Genomic DNA, 23,925 nt, shown 5'->3' on the forward strand with positions numbered 1-23,925 from the left:
TGCAACCTAGTAAGCACTGGTTATTGCGGGTAGAATCAACTTTACAAGTCACGTAACGGACGCGCCCGCGTTCAAGGAGTTCTGGTGAATAACATGTTTTCCAAAGCCGCCATCTGGGTGGTGATCGCCTTGGTGCTTTTCACTGTCTTTAAGCAATTCGATGGCCGTACACTGTCGGGCGGGGCAACGTCGGTTCCGTACTCGGACTTCTTGGATGAGGTTAAATCCAAACACATCAAGGAAGCGACAATTGAAGACCGTACCATTGTTGCTACCACTCAGGACGGCAAGCGCATAAAGACTTCGGTTACATACCTTGATCGCGGCTTGATCGGCGATCTGGTCAACAACGGCGTCAAATTTGACGTCAAGCAACCTGAAGAACAATCCTTTCTCTCACAGGTATTCATCTCCTGGTTCCCCATGCTGCTGTTGATCGGCGTGTGGGTTTTCTTCATGCGGCAGATGCAGGGCGGCGGGAAGGGCGGCGCATTTTCGTTCGGCCGGTCCAAGGCACGCATGCTCGACGAGGCCAGCAATACCGTCACCTTTGCAGACGTTGCCGGCTGCGATGAGGCCAAGGAAGAAGTACAGGAGTTGGTGGACTTCCTGCGTGATCCGACCAAATTCCAGAAACTCGGCGGCCGCATCCCGCGCGGCGTGCTGATGGTGGGCCCGCCGGGAACGGGTAAAACCCTGCTGGCGCGCGCCATTGCGGGCGAAGCAAAAGTGCCGTTCTTCACGATTTCCGGTTCGGACTTCGTCGAGATGTTCGTCGGCGTGGGTGCTTCGCGCGTGCGCGACATGTTCGAAAATGCGAAGAAACATTCGCCCTGCATCATCTTCATCGATGAAATCGATGCCGTTGGCCGTCATCGCGGCGCGGGCATGGGCGGCGGCAACGACGAGCGCGAACAGACGCTGAACCAGTTGCTGGTCGAGATGGACGGCTTCGAGGCGAATTCCGGTGTGATCGTGATTGCCGCGACCAACCGTGCCGATGTACTCGACAAGGCGTTGCTGCGTCCGGGCCGCTTCGACCGCCAGGTGATGGTCGGTCTGCCGGACATTCGCGGCCGTGAACAGATCCTCTATGTGCATATGCGCAAAGTACCGATCGCGCCGGATGTCAAAGCCGATATTCTCGCTCGCGGCACGCCGGGTTTTTCTGGTGCCGACTTGGCAAATCTGGTCAATGAAGCCGCCTTGTTCGCCGCGCGACGCAACAAACGTCTGGTGGAGATGCAGGACTTCGAGGATGCCAAGGACAAGATCGTGATGGGGCCGGAGCGCAAGTCCGCCGTCATGCGCGAAGAGGAGCGCCGCAATACCGCGTACCACGAATCGGGCCATGCAGTCGTGGCGAAATTGCTGCCGAAAGCCGACCCGGTGCACAAGGTCACCATCATGCCGCGCGGCTATGCACTCGGTTTGACCTGGCAGCTGCCGGAACATGATCGCGTGAACATGTACAAGGACAAGATGCTGGAGGAAATCGCGATCCTGTTCGGCGGACGCATCTCGGAAGAGATCTTCATGGGCCAGATGTCGACCGGCGCATCGAATGACTTCGAGCGTGCGACCAAGCTGGCACGCGCGATGGTGACGCGCTACGGCATGTCCGAGACACTGGGTACGATGGTTTATGAAGACAGTGAGCAGGATGCCTACTTCGGCCGTATGACTGCGAAGACGGTTTCCGAGGCAACGCAGCAAAAGGTGGATACCGAGATCCGGTTGATCCTGGATGCGCAGTATGCGCTGTCGCGCAAATTGCTGGAGGAACACCGCGGCAAGGTCGAGATCATGGCGAAGGCATTGCTTGAGTGGGAAACTCTCGATGCGGAGCAGGTCAATGACATCATGGAAGGAAATGAGCCGCGTCCTCCGAAAGCGGGGATCCCGCCGAAAAAATCTTCCACCGACAATCCATCTGGCGGCGTTTCTCCCAACGCGACTGCGCCGGCATAATAGCTGCGGCCGCGCCTAGGTTCCGGCGTGGTTTGCTTTGCAAGGGTGAGGACAATTCCTCACCCTTTTTGTTGGTCAATCGAAAAATGGACATGACGCCAAGGCATTTGCAATTCGGACGGTACCGCTTCCCAATGGCGGGTGAAAAATTCCGGCCGCTGGTGATGGGCATCCTGAATGTGACGCCTGACTCGTTTTCTGATGGCGGCGAATTCCATTCGCTGGACATGGCCTTTTCTCATGCGGAGCAAATGATTGCGGATGGCGTCGATATCATCGACATCGGCGGGGAGTCGAGCCGCCCGGGAGCGCCTCCGTTGCCATTGGACGAAGAACTGAAGCGAGTAATGCCTGTGCTGTATGCGTTGCGTGACTGTGGCAAGCCGCTGTCGATTGATACGTACAAGCCGGAAGTCATGCGAGAGGCCATACTGGCCGGTGCCGACATGATCAATGACATCAATGGCTTCCGCTCTGCGGATGCATTGCATGCCGTCAAGGACAGCGACTGTGCGCTATGTATCATGCATATGCAGCGCGATCCTGCGACCATGCAAATCGCGCCGCAGTATCAAGACGTTACGCGGGAAGTGATCGCCTTCCTGCATGGCCGGGTGCGAGCGATGGAGCATGAAGGAATCGGGCGCGATCGCATATGCATTGATCCGGGTTTCGGCTTTGGCAAAACGCTGGAACATAATCTCGCTTTGCTGAAAAATATCGGTTTGCTGCAGCAGGAGCTCGAACTGCCGTTATTGGCCGGTTTGTCGCGTAAATCCGCGATTGGCGCAATTACCGGCAAGCCTGTCGAGCAACGGCTGGCTGGGAGTCTCGCAGCGTCGTTGGCGGCGGTTGCGCATGGCGCGCAGATTGTGCGAGTCCATGATGTGGCGGAGACGGTGGATGCGCTGAAAGTCTGGCAAGCGGCCGTGTGAGTATTCAAAGAGTGGAAAGAGATCAAGAAAGGGATGGGATAAAAATGACACGCAAATATTTCGGTACCGATGGCGTACGCGGGCGAGTGGGCGACGCGCCGATCACCCCCGATTTCGTCATGAAGCTCGGTTATGCCGCGGGCAAGGTGCTGACGCAAGCAGGGGCGGGGACGGACAAGCCAACGGTATTGATCGGCAAGGACACGCGCATTTCCGGTTACATGCTTGAAGCCGCTCTGGAAGCGGGTTTCGCCGCCGCCGGCGTCGATGTGATGATGGCCGGCCCGGTGCCGACGCCGGCAATCGCTTACCTGACGCGCGCCTTGCGGCTGTCTGCTGGCGTAGTCATCTCCGCCTCGCACAACCCTTATCACGACAACGGCATCAAATTCTTTTCCGCGCAAGGCAGCAAATTGCCTGACGCTGTCGAAGCGGCGATCGAAGCGGAGATCGATATGCCGATGCAATGCGTGTCTTCCGAGAAGCTTGGCAAGGCAAAACGGCTGGACGATGCACAAGGGCGCTACATCGAATTCTGCAAAAGCACTTTCCCGAACGAGCTGGATTTGCGCGGACTGAAGATCGTGGTCGATTGCGCGCATGGCGCGGCATATCACATCGCACCCAACGTATTTCACGAGCTTGGCGCTGAAGTTATCGCGATTGGCAACCAGCCCAATGGCTTGAACATCAATGACAAGGTGGGGGCGACAGCGCCGGCGGCGCTTTCGGCGGCAGTGCGCGAGCATCAGGCAGACATCGGCATCGCACTGGACGGCGATGCCGATCGGCTGTTGATGGTGGATTCGACCGGACGTGCCTACAACGGCGATGAACTGCTCTACATCATGGTCAAGGATCGCATGGCAGTCGCGCCGATTCAGGGCGCGGTGGGAACCTTGATGACCAACATGGCGCTTGAGGTCGCGTTCAGAGAGATGGGGATCGGCTTTGCGCGCGCGAAGGTGGGTGACCGCTATGTGCTGGAGATTCTGCAGGAACGCGGCTGGCTGGTGGGCGGCGAGGGATCGGGACATCTGCTCTTTCTCGACAAGCACACCACGGGAGATGGCATTGTCTCGGCGTTGCAGGTCCTGTCTGCATTGAAGCGCTGCGGCAAAAGTCTGGCGCAATGTACCGAAGAGTTGACGCTTTTCCCGCAGAGCCTGATCAATGTGAAAGTCACACCTGGCTTCGATTGGCAAAAAAACGCGGCGGTACTTGCCGAGAAAGAGATTGTCGAGTCCGAGCTCGGTGAGGCCGGGAGAGTATTGATTCGCGCATCGGGCACCGAGCCGCTGATTCGTGTCATGGTCGAAGCGAAGAATGGCGAACTGGCAGAGCAAATGGCGCGCCGTATCGCGGACAAGCTCGCGGCGTGAATGCGGTCTGCGTGAGTCCGCATCGCAGCCGTCGTGCGATTGGTGCTGCGCTTTCCGTGAGGGCTGCCGCCATTGAATCGTCGGGGTCGTGTTGAAGGCCCCGCTCCCGATACGAGAGGGCGTCAGCCCGAGTTATCTGTGGCTCCCGGAAGGGACCTGGGAGAATCTGCTGGCGTTTCTGGATGCGCGCTTTCCCGATGTGGGCGCAGCGACGTGGATTTCTCGCATGAACCGAGGAGAGGTGGTCGATGCGAGCGGAATTCGCCTCAGTCCTGCCAGTCCGTATCGCAGCGGAGCATGCATTTTCTATTATCGCGAGATTGAAGGTGAGACCCCGATACCGTTCGAGGAGAATATCCTGTATCGGGATGATCATATTCTGGTCGCCGACAAACCGCATTTCCTGCCGGTGATCCCTTCAGGCCGGTTCCTTCACGAAACTCTGCTGGTCCGTCTGAAAAAGAAAACCGGCCTGGAATGCCTCACTCCCATCCATCGCATCGACAGAGAAACGGCTGGCGTGGTCATCTTTTCTCATAACGCTGTAACACGAGGCGATTATCAATCGATGTTCCAGAAGCGCAAAGTCCGCAAAGTGTATGAAGCATTGGCCGGCACGCTTGAGGGTGCGCGCTTTCCTTTCACCTACCGCAGCCGCATGGTGGAGGGCAAGCCATTCTTTCGCATGATGGAAATCGCGGGTCTGCCAAATTCCGAAACACTCATTGATGTCCTGGAAAACATGGGAGATACAAGTCTGTATCGCTTGAGTCCCGTGACAGGGAAAAAACATCAATTGCGGGTACATCTTGCGGCGCTGGGCATTCCGATAGCGAATGACGCCTTTTACCCGGTGGCGCTGCCATGCAAGGGTGATGATGTATCTTTGCCGCTCAAGTTATTGGCGAGGTCGATATCGTTCGAGGATCCTCTGACCGGTCGGGAGCGGTATTTCGAAAGTGCGTTGAGGTTATGAAAGGCTGTACTATTGGCGTGCCTCCCTCCGCTTGATCCGGACAGGATGGTCGCGCCGATAATGCGTGGCATGGTTTGACCGGAGCGCCGCAGTTCTGTATCATTGTTGTATTCGGAGTGTGGCGCAGCCCGGTAGCGCACCTGCTTTGGGAGCAGGGGGTCCAAGGTTCGAATCCTTGTACTCCGACCAATATCAAAGCCTGTTGGCGAAAATGCCAACAGGCTTTTTGTTTTCTGGATTTCGTGGCTATTAGTCTGTTGTTGATCGGCGGCATTCACTTTGCCTGACGATTCACCGCTTTTGCGCGGTGCGATATTTTGCGTTGGATGCAGCCGTTGAAACCATTCGTTATTAGATGTAATATCCGCAAACCCTTGAACTGAGGGGCGCAAGTCATGCAGTCACTGCTTGCGAAGCAACTCAAAGATCGCCGTGTTCGCGGCATCTCTTCTGGAAGTTCTCACATTCTGCCCATAGCTCAGTTGGATAGAGCAACGGCCTTCTAAGCCGTAGGTCGCACGTTCGAATCGTGCTGGGCAGGCCAAATTCCCTTTAATTCTGACGATCCACCATGAGCTTTGTGCCATTGGGTGCGCATTGTGCTATTCAAATCGCTATGGCAGAGGGCTTGCACGGCGGCGATGTTCAGTCGGTACAATCCGCTACGATGCAAATTTCACTGCTGCGCGCAGTGCCGTTGGGGGAAATATATGAGCCTTTTCGCAAATTCAAGCGGGTTGCGACGATGAGTGTGATACGTAGGGCGAGGGTGTTTCTGCTGGTCGCTTTGCTTGTTGTGCTGAATGGTTGTGCAACATTGCGTGCCATGAGCAACGCCGAGGATGGCGCAGGCGCGGAAGCGATGGCGGCATGGGCTCGCTGGGTGGATTCCGGGGGAGATATTGCCGCAGCCACTACCTGGACGCGCAAGGTGAAGAATGGCGTCACGATCACGGAAGTCGAGGAAGCGTTCGCAAGCGTTGCGGCGGAAGACAATATCCGTGCGGTCGGCGAGTTGTCGCCCTCCGGAGATACTGCTGGCAGTTGGCTAGGCAGTGAAAAATTCCTGAAAATCTATTCCTACTGCAGTCCCGCTGTCGCGCGGGCAATGGTGGAATTCAGTCCGCACATGGCGGCTTATTTGCCATGTCGCATCACGGTGCTTGAAAAAGAAGATGGCCTCTGGATATACACGATGAACATGGACATGCTGATCAAAATGGGACGAAAGCTGCCCCCGGACCTGAAAAAATCAGTCCTGCAAGTCCGCAATACCATTTGGAAAATGATGGAAAAAGGTGCTGAGGGCGAGTTTTGACACTGTGTGCATTCCGATATTCAGCACATCGATGCGTTGAATTCACCTTGTTCTTTCCTTTTCAAGAGATCTATTCCTCCTGGTAAGTTGAGGGCAGGCACGCTTCGTTCCTGCCATGTCATTTCAAAAAACTGTGTCATCGCCATGGATTTCTCTGTGAGGCTTGCTCAATCGTCTTTCCTTATATGAATATATAAGCATATAATTGATCAATCAGTACTTTTGGTTGCATCGAAAATTCAGGTGCTCGCGTTTCATCATGAAAAGAAGTCCGGCATATAAGTTGATCAAGGTTTGCGTTGCATCGCTTGCCGTGGCGGCGTGCGCGGCATTCCATGGTTCCTCGCTGGCGGCATCCGGGATTGAACTGCAGCCCGCCAAGGTTGCACCGCATGTGTATTACTTCCGCGGCGAGGCTGGCATGGCCAGTGCGGAAAACAAGGGTTTCATGTCGAATGCCGGCTTCATCGTCACCAAGGATGGAGTTGTTATTTTCGATGCGCTGGCAACGCCTGCGCTTGGCGAGGCGATGCTGCGCGCGATTGCGAAGGTCACGTCGCAACCGGTCAAGCGGGTCATCGTCAGTCATTATCACGCCGACCATTTCTACGGCTTGCAAGCATTCAAGAATAAAGGCGCGGAAGTCTGGGCGCACGTGAAAGCGCAGGATTCGCTGAAGTCGGATTCTGCGCTCGAGCGCCTCAAGCAGCGTCGCACGGCCCTCGCGCCTTGGGTGGATGAGAAAACCCGATTGGTTGCGGCCGATCGCTGGCTTGATTTCGAGAGCGGAAAGGCGATCCAGTTCGAAATGGGCGGCATCCGCTTCCGGATCATCGAGGCAAGCGGCGCGCACTCGCCGGAAGACATCATGCTGTTTGTCGAAGAGGATAGCGTGCTGTTCGCTGGCGATCTGTTCTTCACGGGGCGCATCCCGTTCGTGGGCGAGGCGAACAGCAGGAATTGGCTGGTCACGCTCGAGCGCATGCTGGAGGTCAAGCCTGCAATTGTCGTTCCCGGTCATGGCCCCGCCTCGGACAAGACGCTGCAGGACATGCAGTTGACGCGCGACTACCTGATTTTTCTGCGCAAGAAGATGGGCGAGGCAGTCGCCGATATGGAGCCCTTCGATGTGGCCTACCAAAAGGTCGATTGGTCGCAGTTCGAGAAGTATCCGGCATTCCAGCAGGCCAACCGGCTCAATGCGTATGGCACCTATATCCTGATGGAAAAGGAAAGCCTGGAGAAGAATTGATGGCGAATTGAAGGTCGCCATTCAACAATAGGTACAGATAACAGGAGGCATCATGATGAAATTCTTGAGCAAGACGCTGCTGGCCGTTTCGCTGGTCCTGATCGGCGTGAGCGTCGCAAGTGCAGCCGATCGCGAAGAAAAGGCCGTTTATCACGTCAACGATAGTGCCAACGCAATGGCGGCGCTCAACAACATCCGCAATCATCTGAATGCCAGCCCGAAGGCGAAAATTGTCGTCGTTACGCACGGTCCTGGAATCGATTTCCTGCTCGATGGGGCGAAGAACAAGAACGGCAATCCCTACGATATCGTCGTGCAGGAGCTGGCCGACCGCAAGGTGGAATTCCGTGTCTGCAACAACACGCTGGAAACGCGCAAGATTGACAAGAGCAAGGTGATTCCCGAAGCAACGATTGTTCCATCCGGTGTTGCCGAGGTCAGCAGGTTGCAGGTGCAGGAAGGCTACGCCTATCTGAAGCCGTAATGCGCCGCCGGCAATCCTTCCAAACCCATCATTGACCCAACACATCGTGGACCAGAACCTCAACAAAGAGCAAATGGGCGAAATCTTCGAAGAAGTGGCGAACTACTTCTCCCTGCTCTGCGAGCCGACTCGCCTCAAGATCCTGTATGCCGTGTGCAATGGCGAACGTTCGGTCGGCGAGATCGTGACCGAGGTCGAGTCCACGCAGGCGAATGTCTCGCGCCAGATCAACATGTTGTATCGCGCCAGAATTCTCGCGCGGCGCAAGGAAGGCACGCAGGTGTATTACCGCATCGAGGACCAAAAGACGATTGCGATGTGCAAGACAGTCTGCAGTCAGATCGCCACCAGAATCGCGGGCAATCAGCTTCCAGTGAGCCGGGAAGCGGCGGTGGACGTGAAGGCGAATCACTGAACATCGCGGTGAAAGAGGATCGGCACGGTATTTTTTGTTATAAATATGCGTATGTAGCTATATACGTTAATAGTTAATTAATAACTGGTGAGATGTTTGAGGGGGAGATGCATGTCGAATGACACCAAGACCAGGGGGCGCATCCTGCGTGCGCCGGAAAATTTCGTGGACCGTTCGCTGGCGCACGACATCACGACACTGGGTTTGAACGAGGAGAGGCGGGGCTTTTTGCGCAAGGGTTTTCTTGCGGCCGGCGCGGCGCTGGCGAGCGGATCGGCATTGGCGCAGGCAGCGAAGGGGACTGCATTCGAAGGCGATCCGAATATCCTCAAGCTGCCGGAACACGCCACGACGCTGGGCAAACCAGTCGCCACCAACGCCTATGGCATGCCCTCCAAATTCGAAACGAATCTCCTGCGTCGCGAATCGCCCGGGCTGACCCGCGTGTCGGCCGCATCGGTTTCGTTCACGCCGCTGCAAGGCCTGTTCGGCATCATCACGCCCAGTGGTCTGCACTTCGAGCGTCACCATCAGGGCTGGTACGACATCGATCCGGCCACGCACCGCTTCATGATCAATGGGCTGGTGAAAAATCCCAAGGTCTACACGATGGATGACCTGATGCGCCTGCCGTCGGTATCGCGCATGCATTTCATCGAATGCGGCGCGAACACTGCAATGGAATGGGGCAATGTCGCCGTGCCGACGGTGCAGTACTCGCACGGCATGCTGAGCTGCAGCGAGTTCACGGGCGTGCCGCTGTCGGTGCTGCTGGAGGACGCCGGCTACGACAAGAAGAACGCCAAATTCATCCTCGCCGAAGGCGGTGACGGTTCCGGCATGACCCGCACCATTTCCATCGAGCGCGCGCTGGACGATGTGATTGTCGCGTGGGGCATGAACGGTGAAATGCTGCGCCCGGAAAACGGCTATCCGCTGCGTCTGGTCGTGCCCGGCGTGCAGGGCGTGTCGTGGGTCAAATGGCTGCGCCGTATCGAGGTCGGCGACAAGCCGTATGCGACCAAGGATGAGGCGATCCACTACATCGACGCCATGCCGGACGGCATGTATCGCCAATACACCTCCATCCAGGAATGCAAGTCGGTGATCACCACGCCTTCGTCCGGCCAGACGCTGCTGGACAAGGGCTTCTACAACATCACAGGCCTGGCCTGGTCGGGGCGCGGCAAGGTCAAGCGCGTCGATGTGTCGGTCGATGGCGGACGCAACTGGCGTACCGCGCGGCTGGAGACGCCGGTGCTGTCGAAGTGCCTGACCCGCTTTAACATCGATTGGGTATGGGATGGTTCGCCGGTGGTACTGCAATCGCGCGCAATCGACGAAACCGGCTACGTGCAGCCCAAGATCAACGAACTGCGCGCCGTGCGCGGCACCAAGTCGATCTATCACAACAACGCAATCCAGTCGTGGAAAGTCGCGGAATCAGGAGAGGTGTCGAATGTCCAGGTCTATTAAATCTCTCGTCGCGATTGCGCTTGCGATAGCGGCCACGGCCAGCCTTGCGCAGGGCTATCCCAACATCGGCCGCGCGGCGACCGAGAAGGAAGTCGCCGCATGGGACATCGACGTGCGGCCGGATTTCAAGGGTCTGCCGAAGGGATCGGGAACTGTCGCCAAAGGCATGCAGGTATGGGAAGGCAAGTGCGCGCAATGCCACGGCACCTTCGGCGAATCGAATGAGGTGTTCACGCCGATCGTTGGCGGCACCACCAAGGAAGACATCAAGACCGGCCGCGTCGCCGCGTTGGCGGACAACAAGCAGCCGCAGCGCACGACCATGATGAAGGTCGCCACCGTGTCGACCCTGTGGGACTACATCAATCGCGCGATGCCGTGGACTGCGCCGAAGACGCTGACGACGGAAGAGGTCTATTCGGTTACGGCCTACATCCTCAACATGGCTGAGGTCCTGCCGGATGAATTCACGCTGTCGGACAAGAACATCGCCGAGGTGCAGAAGCTGATGCCCAACCGCAATGGCATGACGCAGAACCATGGCATGTGGGACGTCAAAGGCAAGCCGGATGTGAAGAGCGTCGCCTGCATGAAGGATTGTCCGGTTGGCGAGCACCCGCGTTCGACACTGCCGGAAGCGGCGCGCAACGTGCACGGCAACGTCGCGGAGCAGAACCGCAGCTTCGGCGCGGTGCGTGGCGCCGATACCAGCAAGCCGGCACCGACTGCGCCGATCTCCGCTGCCAAGCGTCAGGAAGTCGCAGTCGCCCCTGCAGCGGCGCCCGCGACAAGGCAAGGAGATCCGCTCGGTCTGGCGAAGCAATACGCCTGCGTCGCCTGTCACGGCGTTAGCAACAAGATCGTCGGCCCGGGCTTCAACGAAATCGCGGCGAAGTACAAATCCGACAAGTCTGCCGACGCCACGCTGTTTACCAAGGTGAAGAACGGCTCCAGCGGTGCATGGGGCCCGGTCCCGATGCCGGCGCAGGCGCACGTCAAGGATGAAGACATCAAGATGTTGGTGAACTGGATTCTGGCAGGCGCGAAGTAGATTCGGACGCGTGTCGTGTCCCGAATAAAGAGGCAAGCATCGCGTTGCTCCATGCATATGAACGCGCGATGACAATTACGTTAACAAGGGAGAGATGCATGAAGAAAGTTGTACTGGCTACCGCATTGTCACTGTTGTCGCTCGGCGCATTCGCTGCCGAGCATCAGGTGAAGATGCTCAACAGTGGCAAGGAGGGCACGATGGTGTTCGAGCCTTCCTTCCTCAAGGTGGCAAAGGGCGACACGGTCAAGTTCGTCAAGGTCGATGCGTCGCACAACAGTGCCTCCGCGATCGTGCCGGCCGGCGCGAAACCATGGAAGGGCAAGATGGACGAGGAAATCGCGGTGCAGCTCGATCAGGAAGGCGTGTACGTCTATGTCTGCGACCCGCACAAGATGATGGGCATGGCCGGCGTGATCCAGGTCGGCAAGCCGACCAACCTCGACGACGCGAAGAAGGAATCAGAAAAGCTCTCCAAGACTTTTGTGATGAACAAGGATCGTTTGACGAAGGCGCTGGAGCAGGTAAAGTAAATCGGCAACTGAAAACATTGGCGGGGCAGGTCGCCTCGTCAATTCATTGAGAGGAGAAAGTAATGAACCAGAATCGACGCGACATGCTGCGCATAACCTCTGTGCTCGGACTGGCAATCACGGCCGGCCTGATCAATCCTTCCGAGGTGTTCGCCGCCGAGTGGAAGGCTGGCGTATTCGAAGCCAAGAGCCTGGAAGATGCGATCAAGGCGATTGGCGCCGACAAGTTCGCGGTCAGCAAGGATGTCGCGGTGAATGGTCCGGACATCGCAGAGAATGGCGCGGTCGTGCCGGTTTCCGTCACGAGCGCGGCGCCGAATACCGAATTCATCGCCATTCTGGTGGAGAAGAATCCGAACCCCTTGTCGGCAAGCTTCAACATCCCCGCCGGCACCGAAGCGGCGGTCAGCACGCGCGTGAAGATGGGCGGCACATCCAATGTGCATGCACTGGTCAAGGCCGACGGCAAGTGGCTCATCGCCAGCAAGGAAATCAAGGTGACGCTGGGCGGCTGCGGCGGCTGATGGTCGCTGACTGGCGCTGATTGGTGCTGACAAGCACGGCAGGCTTGCATCTTCAAACTATCAAACTAAGGAATTCATCATGGCAAATCCGATGCGCATTCGCGCAAACGCAACTGGTGACGTCGTCGAGGTAAAGGTATTGATCCGTCACGACATGGAAACCGGCCAACGCAAGGACTCGTCCGGCAAGGCGATCCCGGCGCACTTCATCCAGACACTGGTCGCGAAATGCAACGACAAGGTGGTGCTGGACGCGCAAATGGGCACATCGGTGTCCAAGGACCCGTTCCTGTCCTTCAAGTTCAAGGGCGGCAACAAGGGCGACAAGATCGCGGTCACCTGGGTGGACAACAAGGGCGACACGCGCACCGACGAAGCTGTGGTTGCGTGATCGGCTCCACGCAATTCAATCCGGTATCAGGCGCAGGCTGGTCCGCGCTTGACCGAAAAAAGTGGCACAGACCGCGTTATTTCTAATCCAAGGAGACGTGATGAGACGCAAAGGATTGTTCATTTTCATGGCGGCGGCACTGGGCGCGGCCGCACCGGCGATGGCCCAGACTTCGACCACCGACGAGATCGCGAAGTACCGCCAGTTACTGGCCGACGGCAATCCCGCAGAACTGTGGGAGATGCGTGGCGAGGAACTGTGGAAGACGGCGACCGGTCCCAAAAAGGTTTCTCTCGAACAGTGCGATCTGGGCAAGGGGCCCGGCGTCGTCAAAGGCGCATATGTGGAACTCCCGCGCTACTTCAAGGACGTCAACAAGGTGATGGACCTCGAGCAGCGTCTCATGCATTGCCGCATGAGCTTGCAGGGATTGACGCGCGAGCAGGCGACGAAGACACCGTTCGGCTCCGCCGGCAACCCTTCCGACATCGAGGCGCTGGTGTCCTACATCACCGCCGAGTCGCGCGGCATGAAGATGAGCGTCTCGACCGCACATCCGCAGGAAAAGCGCGCATACGAAATCGGCCAGAAGATTTTCTTCCATCGTGGCGGCGCGCATGATTTTGCCTGCGCCACCTGCCACTCCGTCGATGGTCAGCGCATTCGCCTGCAGGAGCTGCCGAACATCCTGAACAAGACCAATGCGCAGGCAGCGTACACCACGTGGCCGGCGTATCGCGTCTCGCAGGGCGAGGTGCGGACCATGCAGCATCGCCTGTATGACTGCTTCCGCCAGCAGCGTTTCCCCGAGCCTGCATACGCTTCCGACGTGATCACGGCGGTCACGATGTTCCTCGCAAAGAATGCAGACGGCGGCGTGTACAACGCTCCCGCGCTGAAACGATAAGGAGACGCGACATGAAACGTATTGGCATCGTATTGGCAGTTGCCGTCACTGCGGCGGGCTGCGCGACCATGGCGGCCGACACCGATTACGGCAAGGCGGCGCTGGACCTGATGAAGGCAGACTTCAAGTCGAAGGGGCCGGCCACGCTCGATCGCATCGTCAACCAGGATGAGGCGCAGCGTCTGTGCAGTGAATACCCGACCGAACGACCGAAGGAAGTCGCGGAGAAGATCGAAGCCGAGCAGCTGAAGCTGGTGAAGTATCCGGCCGACGGCAAGTACCTCGGCAAGTGGCAGGAAGGCGAGAAGATCGCGCAGAATGGCAGGGGCATGCAATCGTCGGACAAGGTCGGCAGTCCGAACGGTGGCAACTGCTACGCCTGCCACCAGATCACCAAGGAGGAAATCTCTTTCGGCAACATCGGGCCGTCGCTCTATCAGTACGGCAAGCTGCGCGGACAGAGCGAAGAGATTCTGAAATACACCTGGGCCAAGATCTACAACGCTCAGGCTTTCAGCGCCTGTTCCAACATGCCGCGCTTCGGTCACAAGGGCATTCTGGACGAGAAGCAGCTCAAGGACGTGATGGCCTTGCTGCTGGATCCGGCGTCGCCCGCGAACAAGTAAGCGCACTGTGCTGCGTCATGTCGAGCGCGGCGAGGAATCTCAATGCCCAATGCATTCGCATATGCATGAGATTCCTCGTTTCACTCGGAACGACAGCATGTAGAAAAATCACTGAATGCTCTCCGTAGATCAAGCAGACGCCGCGTGGACACTGCGTGCCCACCTACTGCTTGGAAGAATCAATTTTGTTTAAGGAACAGGAACAGACATGGGTATGAATCGTCGTGAATTCATGCAGGTGATGGGAATCGCGGCAGCCGGCGGCATGGCGCTCAACGCCAAAACCGCATTGGCGGCGCCATCAGCCGACAAGCTGTACGACGTGCCGCGCTTCGGCAATGTGCACTTCCTGCATTTCACCGACTGTCATGCCCAGCTGCAGCCGATCTATTTCCGCGAACCGAGTGTCAATCTGGGCGTGGGCGAGGCGGTCGGCCGCATGCCGCATCTGGTTGGCGAGAAGCTGTTGAAGCAGGTCGGTGTGCAGCCCAATACGGCGCAGGCCTATGCGTTCTCGTATCTGAATTTCGAGAAGGCTGCGCAAACCTACGGCAAGGTCGGCGGATTTGCGCATCTGGCCACGCTCGTCAAGCGCATGAAGGCTTCGCGACCGGGTGCGCTGTTGCTCGACGGCGGCGATACCTGGCAAGGCTCGGCGACCGCACTGTGGACCAACGGTCAGGACATGGTCGACGCGTGTCTGAAACTCGGCGTCGATGTGATGACCGCGCACTGGGAAATGACGCTTGGCGACAAGCGCGTGATGGAAATCGTCGAGAAGGATTTCAAGGGCAAGGTCGATTTCGTCGCGCAGAACATCAAGACGACCGACTTCGGCGACCAGGTGTTCAGCCCGTATGTGATGAAGGAAATGAACGGCGTACCCGTCGCGATCATCGGTCAGGCATTCCCGTACACGCCGATCGCCAACCCGCGCTACATGGTGCCGGAATGGAGCTTCGGCATCCAGGACGACAACATGCAGAAGGTGGTGGACGAAGCCCGCGCCAAGGGCGCAAAGGTGGTGGTTGTGCTGTCGCACAACGGCATGGATGTCGATATCAAGATGGCGTCGCGCGTGCGTGGCATCGATGCGATCATGGGTGGCCATACGCACGACGGCATTCCGGCACCTGTCATCGTCGACAACGCCGGCGGCAAGACGCTGGTGACCAATGCTGGCAGCAACAGCAAGTTCCTCGGCATGCTTGACTTCGACGTGCGCGGCGGCAAGGTGCAGGGTTTCAAATACCATCTGCTGCCGGTGTTCTCCAACTTCCTGACGGCCGACAAGGAAATGGATGCGCTCATCAAGAAGATTCGCGCGCCGTTCGAGTCCAAACTGAATGAACAGCTTGCGATGACCGAAGGCACGCTGTACCGCCGCGGCAACTTCAATGGCACCTTCGACCAGTTGATCGTCGATGCGCTGATGGACGTCAAGGGTGCGGAAATCGCGTTCTCGCCGGGCTTCCGCTGGGGCACTTCACTGCTGCCGAACAGTCCGATCCTGATGGAGCATCTGATGGATCAGACCGCGACTACTTACTCGTACAGCACGCTCACCGAGATGAGCGGCGACACCATCAAGACCGTGCTGGAAGACGTGGCCGACAATCTGTTCAACCCGGACCCGTATTACCAGCAGGGCGGGGACATGGTGCGCGTCGGTGGCATGAGCTACACCATCGATCCGAAAGCGAAGATGGGGGCGCGTATCCAGGACATGCGTCTGAACGGCAAGCCGGTCGAAGCCGGCAAGACATACAAGGTGGCCGGTTGGGCACCGGTGGCAGAGGGTGCCAAGGGCGAACCCGTATGGGATGTCGTCGCGCAATGGCTGCGCACCAACAAGACGGTCAAGGCACGCAAGCTCAACACGCCGCGCATCATCGGGATGGAAGGCAATCCCGGCATCGCGTTGTGAGGTCAATGATGCATGCAAAAAGAATCGCGCTTGTTTCGACGCTTTGGTTAAGCATGGCAGGCGCATCGCTCGATGCGCTTGCGGTGGACGCCGCACGCGTTCCCGAAATCAAGCAGACCAAAGCGGCACTGTATCTCGACGCCGGAGAGGCTTACGCACTCAAGCAGAAACTGGGCGACAAGGCTTACTTCGTCGATGTCCGCACCCGCGCGGAAATCGCTTATGTCGGCATGGCGACCGTAGCCGATGCGCACATTCCTTATGTCGAGCATTCGGACGATGCGCCTTGGGATGACAAGAATGGGCGCTTCAAGCTTGATGTGAACAGCGACTTCGGCCCGGAACTGGCGCGCCGTCTGGCGGCAAAGGGACTCGGCAAGGACGACACGATCATCCTGATGTGCCGCTCCGGCGATCGCAGCGCACGTGCCGCCAACTTGCTCAAGGATCTCGGCTACGCCAAGGTGTACAGCGTGGTGGATGGATTCGAGGGCGATCTGGCGAAGGACGGGACGCAGTCAGGACAGCGTGTCGTGAATGGATGGAAGAATGCGAGTCTGCCGTGGAGCTACAAGCTGGACAAGAACAAGCTGTATTTTCCGAAGTATTGATTGACGGCCGTGATGCCGTTATCCCGTCGTTCGCCTGGATAACGGCTTTTTGCAAAGTGGCGCGGTGAGGAAACAATGACATGAAAGCCGATATCGTCAAACGCATATGTGCGTTTCTCGTCTTGCTCCCTTTGTTGATGTTTGTAGGCGGGCTTCACGCTGCCGGGGCGCGAGTGGGTGATGTACCGGTTCTGCCGGCACTGCGCACGCTGGATGGGACGATCATCAATCCGGCGAAGCTGCGCGGCAAGGTCGTCGTCCTCAGTTACTTTTCATCCACCTGCCCGTTCTGCATGAATGAAGCGCCCAAGCTTCAGAAACTGTACCGCGACAATGCCGACAAGCTGATCGTGATCGGCGTCAACATTGAGGACAAGGATCCGGAGCAAAAATCGAAGGCCTTGATATGGGTGGAGAAGTACAAGCTGATGCATCCGGTCACGACCGATTTTTCGGCGCTGGAACGTGTCCTCGGCAAGCGCAAGGGATTGCCGGTCAACTATGTTTTTGACAAGCAGGGCAGGCTGCACCGCGTTGACGTTGGCGAGATATTCGATGAAGACTTCGACGACATCGCGCGCTTCGCTCGAGAGAAATGAAAGGATTCGCACATGATCCGTCGCTGCTTCATTGCATTGCTGGCCTGCGGGATCTCGGGTGCGTATACATATGCGCAAGGCGGCGCGCCCGCGATTCCGGCGCCTGTCGATCTGCAGCGTGACGGCGCGCAATCGCGCCGCGAGGGCAAGCCTGTCGTCATCCTTTTTTCTCTGCCGGGCTGTGCATTCTGCCAGGTGGTGAGGCAGAACTACCTGTTGCCCCTGCTGCGCGACAGCACGCAAAAAGAGCGGCCGATCATCCGCGAAATTGACATCACCAGCACGAAGAGTCTTGTCGGTTTTCATGGCGAGCAGGCCAGCCACCAATCGATCGCGAAAGAGTTGCATATCCGCTTCGCGCCGACCGTCGTGTTTCTCGACGCGTCGGGCCGTTTGCTGACGCAGCCGATCATTGGCGGCGACACTGCGGGACTGTATGGCGGCTATCTGGAAAATGCCTTCGACGAGTCGGCAAAGAAACTCGGGTTTGCGCAATGAAGGGATCAGGCGCACTCCGAATCACTGCGGAAAATACGTGGCCGGACTAAATATGCGTACTGCACTGCCGTAATCAATTTACCGAAACTGTAATCAGTAAATTGAAGAGACAAACATGAAACTGAAAACCAGATTGATTCTCAGCACGGGACTGTCATTCCTGCTCTTCATCCTCGCACTGGGATTCGCGCTCACCGGCATGCAAACCACCAAGGCGCGATTCGAGACATTTCTCGATGAAGACCTTGCATTGCTGCAGGCGACATCCAGCATGTATGCGCAGGGCCTGCAGATGGGACAGGCTGTGCGCAACATCGTGATGGACCATACGAACAAGCTTGCGTACAAGAACCTTGAAGACGCCGGCAAGGAATTTGCGCAAGCCCACCAACTTGCCATCAAGCTGGCACAAGGCGAGCCGCCGGTTCTGAAGATGCTGAACGAGGTCGCCACGCTGCGCGAAAAGCAACGCCCCCTGCATGAGAAGATCGTCGCCGCTGCGGCACAGGATCGCGCAGCGGCAATCGAGATCATCAGCAAGGAAGAAACGCCGGTATGGCGCGAGATGCGCATGCGGCTCATGGAATTCGTGAAGACCAAGAACGCTGACGTTGCAGGCGAGAAGTCCGGCATGCTGAGCTTCACCAACCGCATGCTGGTCACGAGTGTGGTGTTGGCCGCACTTGCGGTCATCGTGGGTGGCGCGCTGCTCGCCTGGCTCATTGCAAATGTGATGAAGCAGCTTGGCGGCGAGCCGGATTATGCGGCAGGCATTGCGCGCGAAATCTCTTCCGGCAATTTCGGTTCGGCCGTGATGCTTGGACCAAAGGACCGATCGAGCCTGCTCTTTGCAATGGATGCGATGCGACAGAAATTGAGCCAGACGCTCACCGACATCAAGCGGGCGGCCGATACCATCGATACCGCTTCGCGCGAGATCGCGACCGGTAATGCCGATCTTTCTGCACGCACGGAGTCGCAGGCGTCGAGCCTCGAAGAAACCGCGAGCTCGATGGAGGAACTGACAAGTACCGTGCGCCAGAACGCCGAGAATGCGCGTCAGGCCAATCAACTCGCCGCGAGTGCATCCGATGTGGCGGTGAAGGGCGGGGATGTGGTGTCGAAAGTGGTCGATACCATGGGTTCTATCAAGGATAGTTCGCGCAGGATCGTCGACATCATCGGCGTGATCGATGGCATCGCGTTTCAGACCAATATTCTCGCGTTGAATGCTGCAGTCGAGGCGGCACGCGCCGGCGAACAGGGACGCGGCTTTGCCGTCGTCGCAACGGAAGTGCGGAATCTTGCACAGCGTTCCGCAAGCGCGGCAAAGGAAATCAAGGAACTGATCGGTGACTCGGTCGAGAAGATCGATGCCGGCAGCAGCCTGGTCGACGAAGCCGGTCAGACCATGGAGGAAATTGTTGCTTCGGTCAAGCGCGTGACCGACATCATGAACGAGATCACTGCGGCAAGCGACGAGCAGAGCGCGGGCATCGAGCAGGTCAACCAGGCTGTCACGCAGATGGACGAGGTGACGCAACAGAATGCCGCACTGGTGGAGCAGGCGGCTGCGGCGGCGCAAAGCCTGCAGGATCAGGCGGCCACCCTGACCGCAACCGTGGCGCGTTTCAGGCTCGCCAGGCACGCATAGTAGCGACCGCTAATTCGAGCAGGCAGGGGGCCGGTTCCGGCTTTCCTGCACATGTTCCCGCCCCGGTTTGCAGTGTCGGCCCGCGGCTTCTCTTTTTCCTTCCCTCACATCCAATCCCGGCTTCGGTTGTGCCAGCACACCGGTGCGTCGCAGGCTATCCCGACCAGCATGTCGTTCGTCAGGACGCGGCAGTTCCGATACAAATCACCGCAAAACATAATATAAAATGATATAGTGTATGCAGCTTAAATAATTTGAATCGGCATGCCTGAAAAACTCGATCTGGATAAATTGAGAGGGGCCGCGTCACAAGCGTGCGGCCTGTTGAAAACACTGGCGAATCCTGACCGGCTGCTGCTGCTCTGTCAGCTTTCGCAGGGCGAGTATTGCGTGAGCGAGCTGGAAGAGCTGCTCGGCATACGGCAACCCACGCTGTCGCAGCAGCTTGGCGTGTTGCGCGACGAGGAACTGGTCATTACCCGCCGCGACGGCAAGCAGATTTACTACGCTCTCGGCAGCGACGATGCAAGGGCAGTCATCCAGGTTCTGTACCAGCGATACTGCGCAAAAACAAAAGGGAAACGAGCATGACGATAGATTGGAGCAACTTTACTCCGTGGTCGTCGCTGGCAGGAGGCATCCTGATCGGTATCGCCGCCGCGATGTTCATTCTGTTCAACGGACGGATCGCCGGCATCAGCGGAATACTGGGAGGCTTGCTGCGCCCGAGGAAGGGCGATGTCGGCTGGCGCGCGGCATTCATCATCGGCTTGATCCTTGCCCCGCTGGTGTATGGCTTCTTTGCGCCTTTGCCAGCCGTACATATCGATACTGGCGCCGGGCTGATTGTGCTGGCCGGCATCCTCGTTGGTGTTGGCACCCGATACGGATCTGGTTGCACGAGCGGTCACGGCGTGTGCGGCCTGTCGCGGCTGTCGCCTCGTTCGATGGTGGCCACGGCGGCATTCATGAGTGCCGGTTTTCTTACTGTGTATGTTGCAAGACACGTAGTCGGATAAGGAACGGACATGCAATTGTTATTCGCATTGCTGGCAGGCCTGGTATTTGGCGGAGGCTTGATCCTTTCCGGCATGGCAGACCCGTCTAAAGTCATCGGCTTTCTCGATCTGGCCGGGAAGTGGGATCCATCGCTGGCATTCGTGATGGCAGGGGCGATCGGTGTAGGCTTCCTGGCATTTCGTCTTGCAGGCCGGCGGGCGAATTCGCTGCTGGGCGAGCCGATGCAGCTACCGACTTCACGGCATATTGACCGCCGCCTCGTTCTCGGCAGTCTCGCGTTTGGCGTTGGCTGGGGGCTGGCGGGGTTTTGCCCGGGGCCTGCGCTGCTCAATGTTGCGGTAGGCGGCGGGAAGGTGATTCTGTTTGTGCTTGCGATGCTGGGCGGGATGGCACTCTTTGAATTGAGCGCGAAGATGTTTGCACGCAGGGCAGGCTGATCGGGTTGATTGCCGGGTTGAGCGACTCCAGCGCAGGCTGTTGGAGTGCCCGATTCCCCGATTTTCGGTCATTCAGCTACAGGCCGCACTCCAGGTTGTATTGCTCGCCTGCGCGTCGCGCCTTGATCCTTGCCTTCTCGCTTGCCTTGCCAGCCGTCGCGGCAAAGTCTTCGTCGGCCCACCGTTTGCGCTGTGCAAGAGAGCTGCATTTTTTCCGCTGCGCTGCATTGGCACGCGCGATCTGGTTCTGCTCTCGCTCTTCCCTTGCTTCGCGCTTGTGGCGTTGGTCTTCCAGACGCTTCAGTTTCTTTTCATCCTCCGTCAACTGCCGCTTCGCTGCAGTGCCATCTGTCGAAGGCATGCTGTTGATGTTCAGCGCCTTGCCGCCCGGGCATGTCTCGTCGCTGTAAGTCACCTTGCCATTCACGTCGCATTTGTAGATCGCGAAGACGGGAGCGGAAACCGAAACAAGCAGCGATAGCAACGCGGTACGCATCATGTGGCTGATCCTCATACAACTTTACCCGGGTTCATGATGTCCAGCGGATCAAGGCTGCGCTTGACGGCTTGCATCAGATGCATTTCGACTTCGGACTTGTAGCGGCGAATTTCATCGCGCTTCAATGCGCCCAATCCATGTTCGGCAGAGATCGAACCATCGAACCGATGCACGCTGTCGTGCACCACGCGATTGATCGCCTCCTGTTTCTCGATGAAGGCATCGGCGGGATCGTGTTCTGGCGGCGATACGTTGTAATGCAGATTGCCGTCGCCGAGATGGCCGAAGGTGACCAGCCGGCAGCCGGGGAACTGTTCCTGCAGCTGAACATCCGTTGCGCGGATGAAGTCGCCGATCCGCGAAATGGGCACCGATACATCATGCTTGATGTTCTTGCCTTCTTCCGCCTGCGCCAGCGGAATATGCTCGCGCAGATTCCACAGCGCCTTCGATTGCGCGATCGAGGAGGCGACTGCTGCATCTTCGATCATGCCTTGCTCCAGCGCGTCGGTGATGACCGCTTCCAGCATTTCGTTCGCGTGCGTCTCCGATTCGCTGTCGGAGAGTTCCAGCAGCACATACTGCGGATAGTTCTGCGGGAAGGGCGGGCGCATATGCGGGAAGTGCTTCGCAACCAGTTGCAGGCAAAAGTCCGACATCAATTCAAAGCCGGTCAGCGCTGCACCGCATTTTTCCTGCGCCAGTGACAACAGCTTCAGGGCATCGTCAGGTGTTTGCATGGCGGCAAACGCCGTCAGCTGCGCGCGTGGCTGCGGGAACAGTTTCATCACCGCAGCGGTGATGATGCCCAGCGTCCCTTCGGCGCCGATGAACAGGTCGCGCAGGTCATAGCCGGTGTTGTCCTTGCGCAGTCCGCGCAATCCGTTCCAGATTTCGCCTTGCGCGGTGACAACTTCCAGTCCCAGACAGAGTTCACGCGTATTGCCGTATCGCAGCACGGCCGTGCCGCCGGCATTGGTTGACAGGTTGCCGCCGATGGTGCAGCTGCCTTCGGCTGCCAGCGACAAGGGGAACAGACGATCGGCCTGCGCTGCCGCATTCTGCACATGTTCCAGAATGCAGCCGGCGTCCACCGTCATGGTGTTGTTGATCGTGTCGATCGCCCGGATGCGGTTGAGCCGGTTCAGGGAAAGCACGATCGCCTTGCCGCTCTCGTCCGGCACGCTGCCGAGGACGAGTCCGGTGTTGCCGCCTTGGGGCACGATAGGCACCTTGAACTGGTTGCACAGCTTGACGAGGGCCGCAACTTCATCAGCGGAGCCGGGGCGCACGACCGCCAGCGCCTTGCCGGTAAAGCGTCGCCGCCAGTCGGTGAGAAAAGCTGCGGTATCGGCGGGATCGGTCAAGACAAAGGCGGCCCCGATCGCCTCGCGGCACTTATTGAGAAAGTCGTTCATTTGGATGCTTTTTGAATAGCCTGCCGCGCCAGTTCTTTCGCGGCGCGCTTGTACGGCCGCAAATAGAGAATCGAGCAGAAGAAGAACACGCATGTCAGCGCAACCTCGATCCAGCCGAGTGTGGCCGACAACCCGGCATCGCTCGTCGCGCGCACGATCCCTTCGGTGAAGTACAGCAGAATGAGCATCGACGACCATTGCATGGTGTAGATGTCGCGCTTCAATACGCCGCGTAACGGTATCAACAACGGAATGACTTTCAGCACGAGCCATGATCCGCCCGGACGCAATGGCGCCAGCACCAGTTCCCACGCGACACATAGCGCAATCAGGGCAACCAGGCTCGTCACTGCGCCGGTGTAAAGGATTTTTTGCAAGGAATTCTGTTGCATCAGGAGCCTCTCAATTTGCAAGCGGCTTCCGCCAGTCGTTTGCCGAGCGCGATGGTCAGCGCCCTCGTATCTTCAGATATCGGATGTGTGCCGTTGATCCCCGACCAGTGTGTGGCACCGTAGGGGGAGCCGCCGCTGGCGGTCGTCATCAAGGCAGGCTGGGTGTAAGGCAAGCCGAGCAGCAGCATGCCGTGATGCATCAGCGGCAGCATCATCGACAGCAGGGTCGATTCCTGGCCGCCATGCAGGCTGCCGGTGGAGGTGAACACGCAGGCGGGTTTGCCGGACAGTGTGCCGGAGAGCCATTGGGAACTCGTGCCGTCCCAGAAATACTTCATTGCCGCCGCCATATTGCCAAAACGGGTCGGCGATCCCAACGCCAGGCCCGCACATTCTTCGAGGTCTTTCAATTCAACGTAGGGCGAGCCTTCCTTCGGCACCTCCGGTTCGGTCGCTTCGATCACGGTCGACACCGCAGGTACGGTGCGCAGGCGGGCATCGCAGCCTGCGACGCTCTCCACGCCTTGCGCAATCAGCTCCGCAAGCCTGCGCGTGGCACCATGTCGTGAGTAATATAGAACAAGGATAGTCGGATTGGATGCTTTCATCTTGGTATTATAGGATGCTTT

General features: G+C 58.1%; 27 protein-coding genes and 2 tRNA genes. 25 read left to right on the top strand and 4 right to left on the bottom strand.

Features of this window, described 5'->3' with window-relative positions:
• Positions 1-84: 84 nt before the first annotated feature.
• From ftsH to D3870_RS06445, 25 genes are all read left to right on the top strand, one after another.
• Entirely contained in the window at positions 85-1,971 is a 1,887-nt protein-coding gene (ftsH, locus tag D3870_RS06325; protein WP_119737592.1) for an ATP-dependent zinc metalloprotease FtsH, read from the top strand.
• A 92-nt stretch (positions 1,972-2,063) separates the two neighbouring features.
• On the top strand, positions 2,064-2,906 hold the full coding sequence (folP, locus tag D3870_RS06330; RefSeq protein ID WP_119741758.1) for a dihydropteroate synthase: 843 nt from the start codon (positions 2,064-2,066) through the stop codon (positions 2,904-2,906).
• 44 nt (positions 2,907-2,950) lie between these two features.
• Positions 2,951-4,288 carry a phosphoglucosamine mutase gene (gene glmM / locus D3870_RS06335; RefSeq protein ID WP_119737594.1) on the top strand — a complete coding sequence of 446 codons (1,338 nt, stop codon included), beginning with the start codon at positions 2,951-2,953 and terminating at the stop codon, positions 4,286-4,288.
• Between the two features lie 88 nt (positions 4,289-4,376).
• Complete coding sequence (locus D3870_RS06340; RefSeq protein ID WP_119737596.1) at positions 4,377-5,264, top strand: pseudouridine synthase; 888 nt, start codon at positions 4,377-4,379, stop codon at positions 5,262-5,264.
• A 112-nt stretch (positions 5,265-5,376) separates the two neighbouring features.
• Positions 5,377-5,453 (top strand) — tRNA-Pro (locus D3870_RS06345).
• Positions 5,454-5,731: 278 nt separating this feature from the next.
• A tRNA-Arg gene (locus tag D3870_RS06350) sits at positions 5,732-5,808 on the top strand.
• A gap of 27 nt (positions 5,809-5,835) precedes the next feature.
• The gene (locus D3870_RS06355; RefSeq protein ID WP_242489882.1) at positions 5,836-6,582 is read left to right on the top strand and encodes a DUF302 domain-containing protein; all 747 of its coding nucleotides are present in this window, start codon (positions 5,836-5,838) and stop codon (positions 6,580-6,582) included.
• A gap of 259 nt (positions 6,583-6,841) precedes the next feature.
• Positions 6,842-7,834, top strand: a complete 993-nt coding sequence (locus D3870_RS06360; RefSeq protein WP_119741760.1) for an MBL fold metallo-hydrolase — start codon at positions 6,842-6,844, stop codon at positions 7,832-7,834.
• A 55-nt stretch (positions 7,835-7,889) separates the two neighbouring features.
• Positions 7,890-8,318 (top strand): DsrE family protein, encoded by a 429-nt coding sequence (locus D3870_RS06365; RefSeq protein WP_119741761.1) that lies wholly within the window; start codon positions 7,890-7,892, stop codon positions 8,316-8,318.
• 31 nt (positions 8,319-8,349) lie between these two features.
• Positions 8,350-8,733: an ArsR/SmtB family transcription factor gene (locus D3870_RS06370; RefSeq protein WP_242489883.1), complete on the top strand. Its 384-nt coding sequence runs from the start codon at positions 8,350-8,352 to the stop codon at positions 8,731-8,733.
• Between the two features lie 111 nt (positions 8,734-8,844).
• Positions 8,845-10,209, top strand: a complete 1,365-nt coding sequence (gene soxC, locus D3870_RS06375) for a sulfite dehydrogenase (RefSeq protein ID WP_119737598.1) — start codon at positions 8,845-8,847, stop codon at positions 10,207-10,209.
• Positions 10,193-11,260 carry a c-type cytochrome gene (locus D3870_RS06380; RefSeq protein WP_119737599.1) on the top strand — a complete coding sequence of 356 codons (1,068 nt, stop codon included), beginning with the start codon at positions 10,193-10,195 and terminating at the stop codon, positions 11,258-11,260. Before soxC ends, D3870_RS06380 begins: the two co-directional genes overlap by 17 nt.
• A 98-nt stretch (positions 11,261-11,358) precedes the next feature.
• Positions 11,359-11,793 carry a pseudoazurin gene (locus D3870_RS06385; RefSeq protein WP_119737601.1) on the top strand — a complete coding sequence of 145 codons (435 nt, stop codon included), beginning with the start codon at positions 11,359-11,361 and terminating at the stop codon, positions 11,791-11,793.
• Positions 11,794-11,855: 62 nt separating this feature from the next.
• On the top strand, positions 11,856-12,317 hold the full coding sequence (gene soxY / locus D3870_RS06390) for a thiosulfate oxidation carrier protein SoxY (RefSeq protein WP_119737603.1): 462 nt from the start codon (positions 11,856-11,858) through the stop codon (positions 12,315-12,317).
• 79 nt (positions 12,318-12,396) lie between these two features.
• Complete coding sequence (soxZ, locus tag D3870_RS06395; RefSeq protein ID WP_119737605.1) at positions 12,397-12,708, top strand: thiosulfate oxidation carrier complex protein SoxZ; 312 nt, start codon at positions 12,397-12,399, stop codon at positions 12,706-12,708.
• Between the two features lie 100 nt (positions 12,709-12,808).
• The gene (gene soxA / locus D3870_RS06400) at positions 12,809-13,615 is read left to right on the top strand and encodes a sulfur oxidation c-type cytochrome SoxA (protein ID WP_119737607.1); all 807 of its coding nucleotides are present in this window, start codon (positions 12,809-12,811) and stop codon (positions 13,613-13,615) included.
• Between the two features lie 11 nt (positions 13,616-13,626).
• On the top strand, positions 13,627-14,241 hold the full coding sequence (gene soxX / locus D3870_RS06405) for a sulfur oxidation c-type cytochrome SoxX (RefSeq protein ID WP_119737609.1): 615 nt from the start codon (positions 13,627-13,629) through the stop codon (positions 14,239-14,241).
• Positions 14,242-14,455: 214 nt separating this feature from the next.
• Positions 14,456-16,168, top strand: coding sequence for a thiosulfohydrolase SoxB (soxB, locus tag D3870_RS06410; protein ID WP_119737611.1), 1,713 nt, complete (start codon positions 14,456-14,458; stop codon positions 16,166-16,168).
• A gap of 53 nt (positions 16,169-16,221) precedes the next feature.
• Positions 16,222-16,779, top strand: coding sequence for a rhodanese-like domain-containing protein (locus D3870_RS06415; protein WP_119737613.1), 558 nt, complete (start codon positions 16,222-16,224; stop codon positions 16,777-16,779).
• 80 nt (positions 16,780-16,859) lie between these two features.
• Entirely contained in the window at positions 16,860-17,378 is a 519-nt protein-coding gene (locus D3870_RS06420; protein WP_119737615.1) for a TlpA disulfide reductase family protein, read from the top strand.
• Positions 17,379-17,390: 12 nt separating this feature from the next.
• A complete protein-coding gene (locus tag D3870_RS06425; protein ID WP_119737617.1) occupies positions 17,391-17,876 on the top strand; it encodes a thioredoxin family protein in 486 nt (161 codons plus the stop codon).
• A 115-nt stretch (positions 17,877-17,991) separates the two neighbouring features.
• Entirely contained in the window at positions 17,992-19,530 is a 1,539-nt protein-coding gene (locus D3870_RS23020) for a methyl-accepting chemotaxis protein (protein WP_119737619.1), read from the top strand.
• A gap of 264 nt (positions 19,531-19,794) precedes the next feature.
• A complete protein-coding gene (locus D3870_RS06435) occupies positions 19,795-20,121 on the top strand; it encodes an ArsR/SmtB family transcription factor (protein ID WP_119737621.1) in 327 nt (108 codons plus the stop codon).
• A complete protein-coding gene (locus D3870_RS06440; RefSeq protein ID WP_119737623.1) occupies positions 20,118-20,549 on the top strand; it encodes a YeeE/YedE family protein in 432 nt (143 codons plus the stop codon). The genes D3870_RS06435 and D3870_RS06440 overlap by 4 nt, the downstream gene beginning before the upstream one ends.
• 9 nt (positions 20,550-20,558) lie before the next feature.
• Positions 20,559-20,987: a DUF6691 family protein gene (locus D3870_RS06445; RefSeq protein ID WP_119737625.1), complete on the top strand. Its 429-nt coding sequence runs from the start codon at positions 20,559-20,561 to the stop codon at positions 20,985-20,987.
• Positions 20,988-21,063: 76 nt separating this feature from the next.
• On the opposite strand, the gene D3870_RS06450 is transcribed toward D3870_RS06445, so the two are convergent.
• The 4 genes from D3870_RS06450 to wrbA are packed head-to-tail and all read right to left on the bottom strand — an operon-like array spanning position 21,064 to position 23,904.
• Entirely contained in the window at positions 21,064-21,486 is a 423-nt protein-coding gene (locus D3870_RS06450) for a DUF4124 domain-containing protein (RefSeq protein WP_147375721.1), read from the bottom strand.
• An 11-nt stretch (positions 21,487-21,497) separates the two neighbouring features.
• Positions 21,498-22,904, bottom strand: coding sequence for an FAD-binding oxidoreductase (locus D3870_RS06455; protein ID WP_119737628.1), 1,407 nt, complete (start codon positions 22,902-22,904; stop codon positions 21,498-21,500).
• Entirely contained in the window at positions 22,901-23,296 is a 396-nt protein-coding gene (locus D3870_RS06460; protein ID WP_119737630.1) for a DUF2069 domain-containing protein, read from the bottom strand. Before D3870_RS06460 ends, D3870_RS06455 begins: the two co-directional genes overlap by 4 nt.
• Entirely contained in the window at positions 23,296-23,904 is a 609-nt protein-coding gene (gene wrbA / locus D3870_RS06465; protein WP_119737632.1) for an NAD(P)H:quinone oxidoreductase, read from the bottom strand. Before wrbA ends, D3870_RS06460 begins: the two co-directional genes overlap by 1 nt.
• Positions 23,905-23,925 lie beyond the last annotated feature (21 nt).

Source organism: Noviherbaspirillum cavernae, from assembly GCF_003590875.1.
Classification (GTDB): domain Bacteria; phylum Pseudomonadota; class Gammaproteobacteria; order Burkholderiales; family Burkholderiaceae_D; genus Noviherbaspirillum; species Noviherbaspirillum cavernae.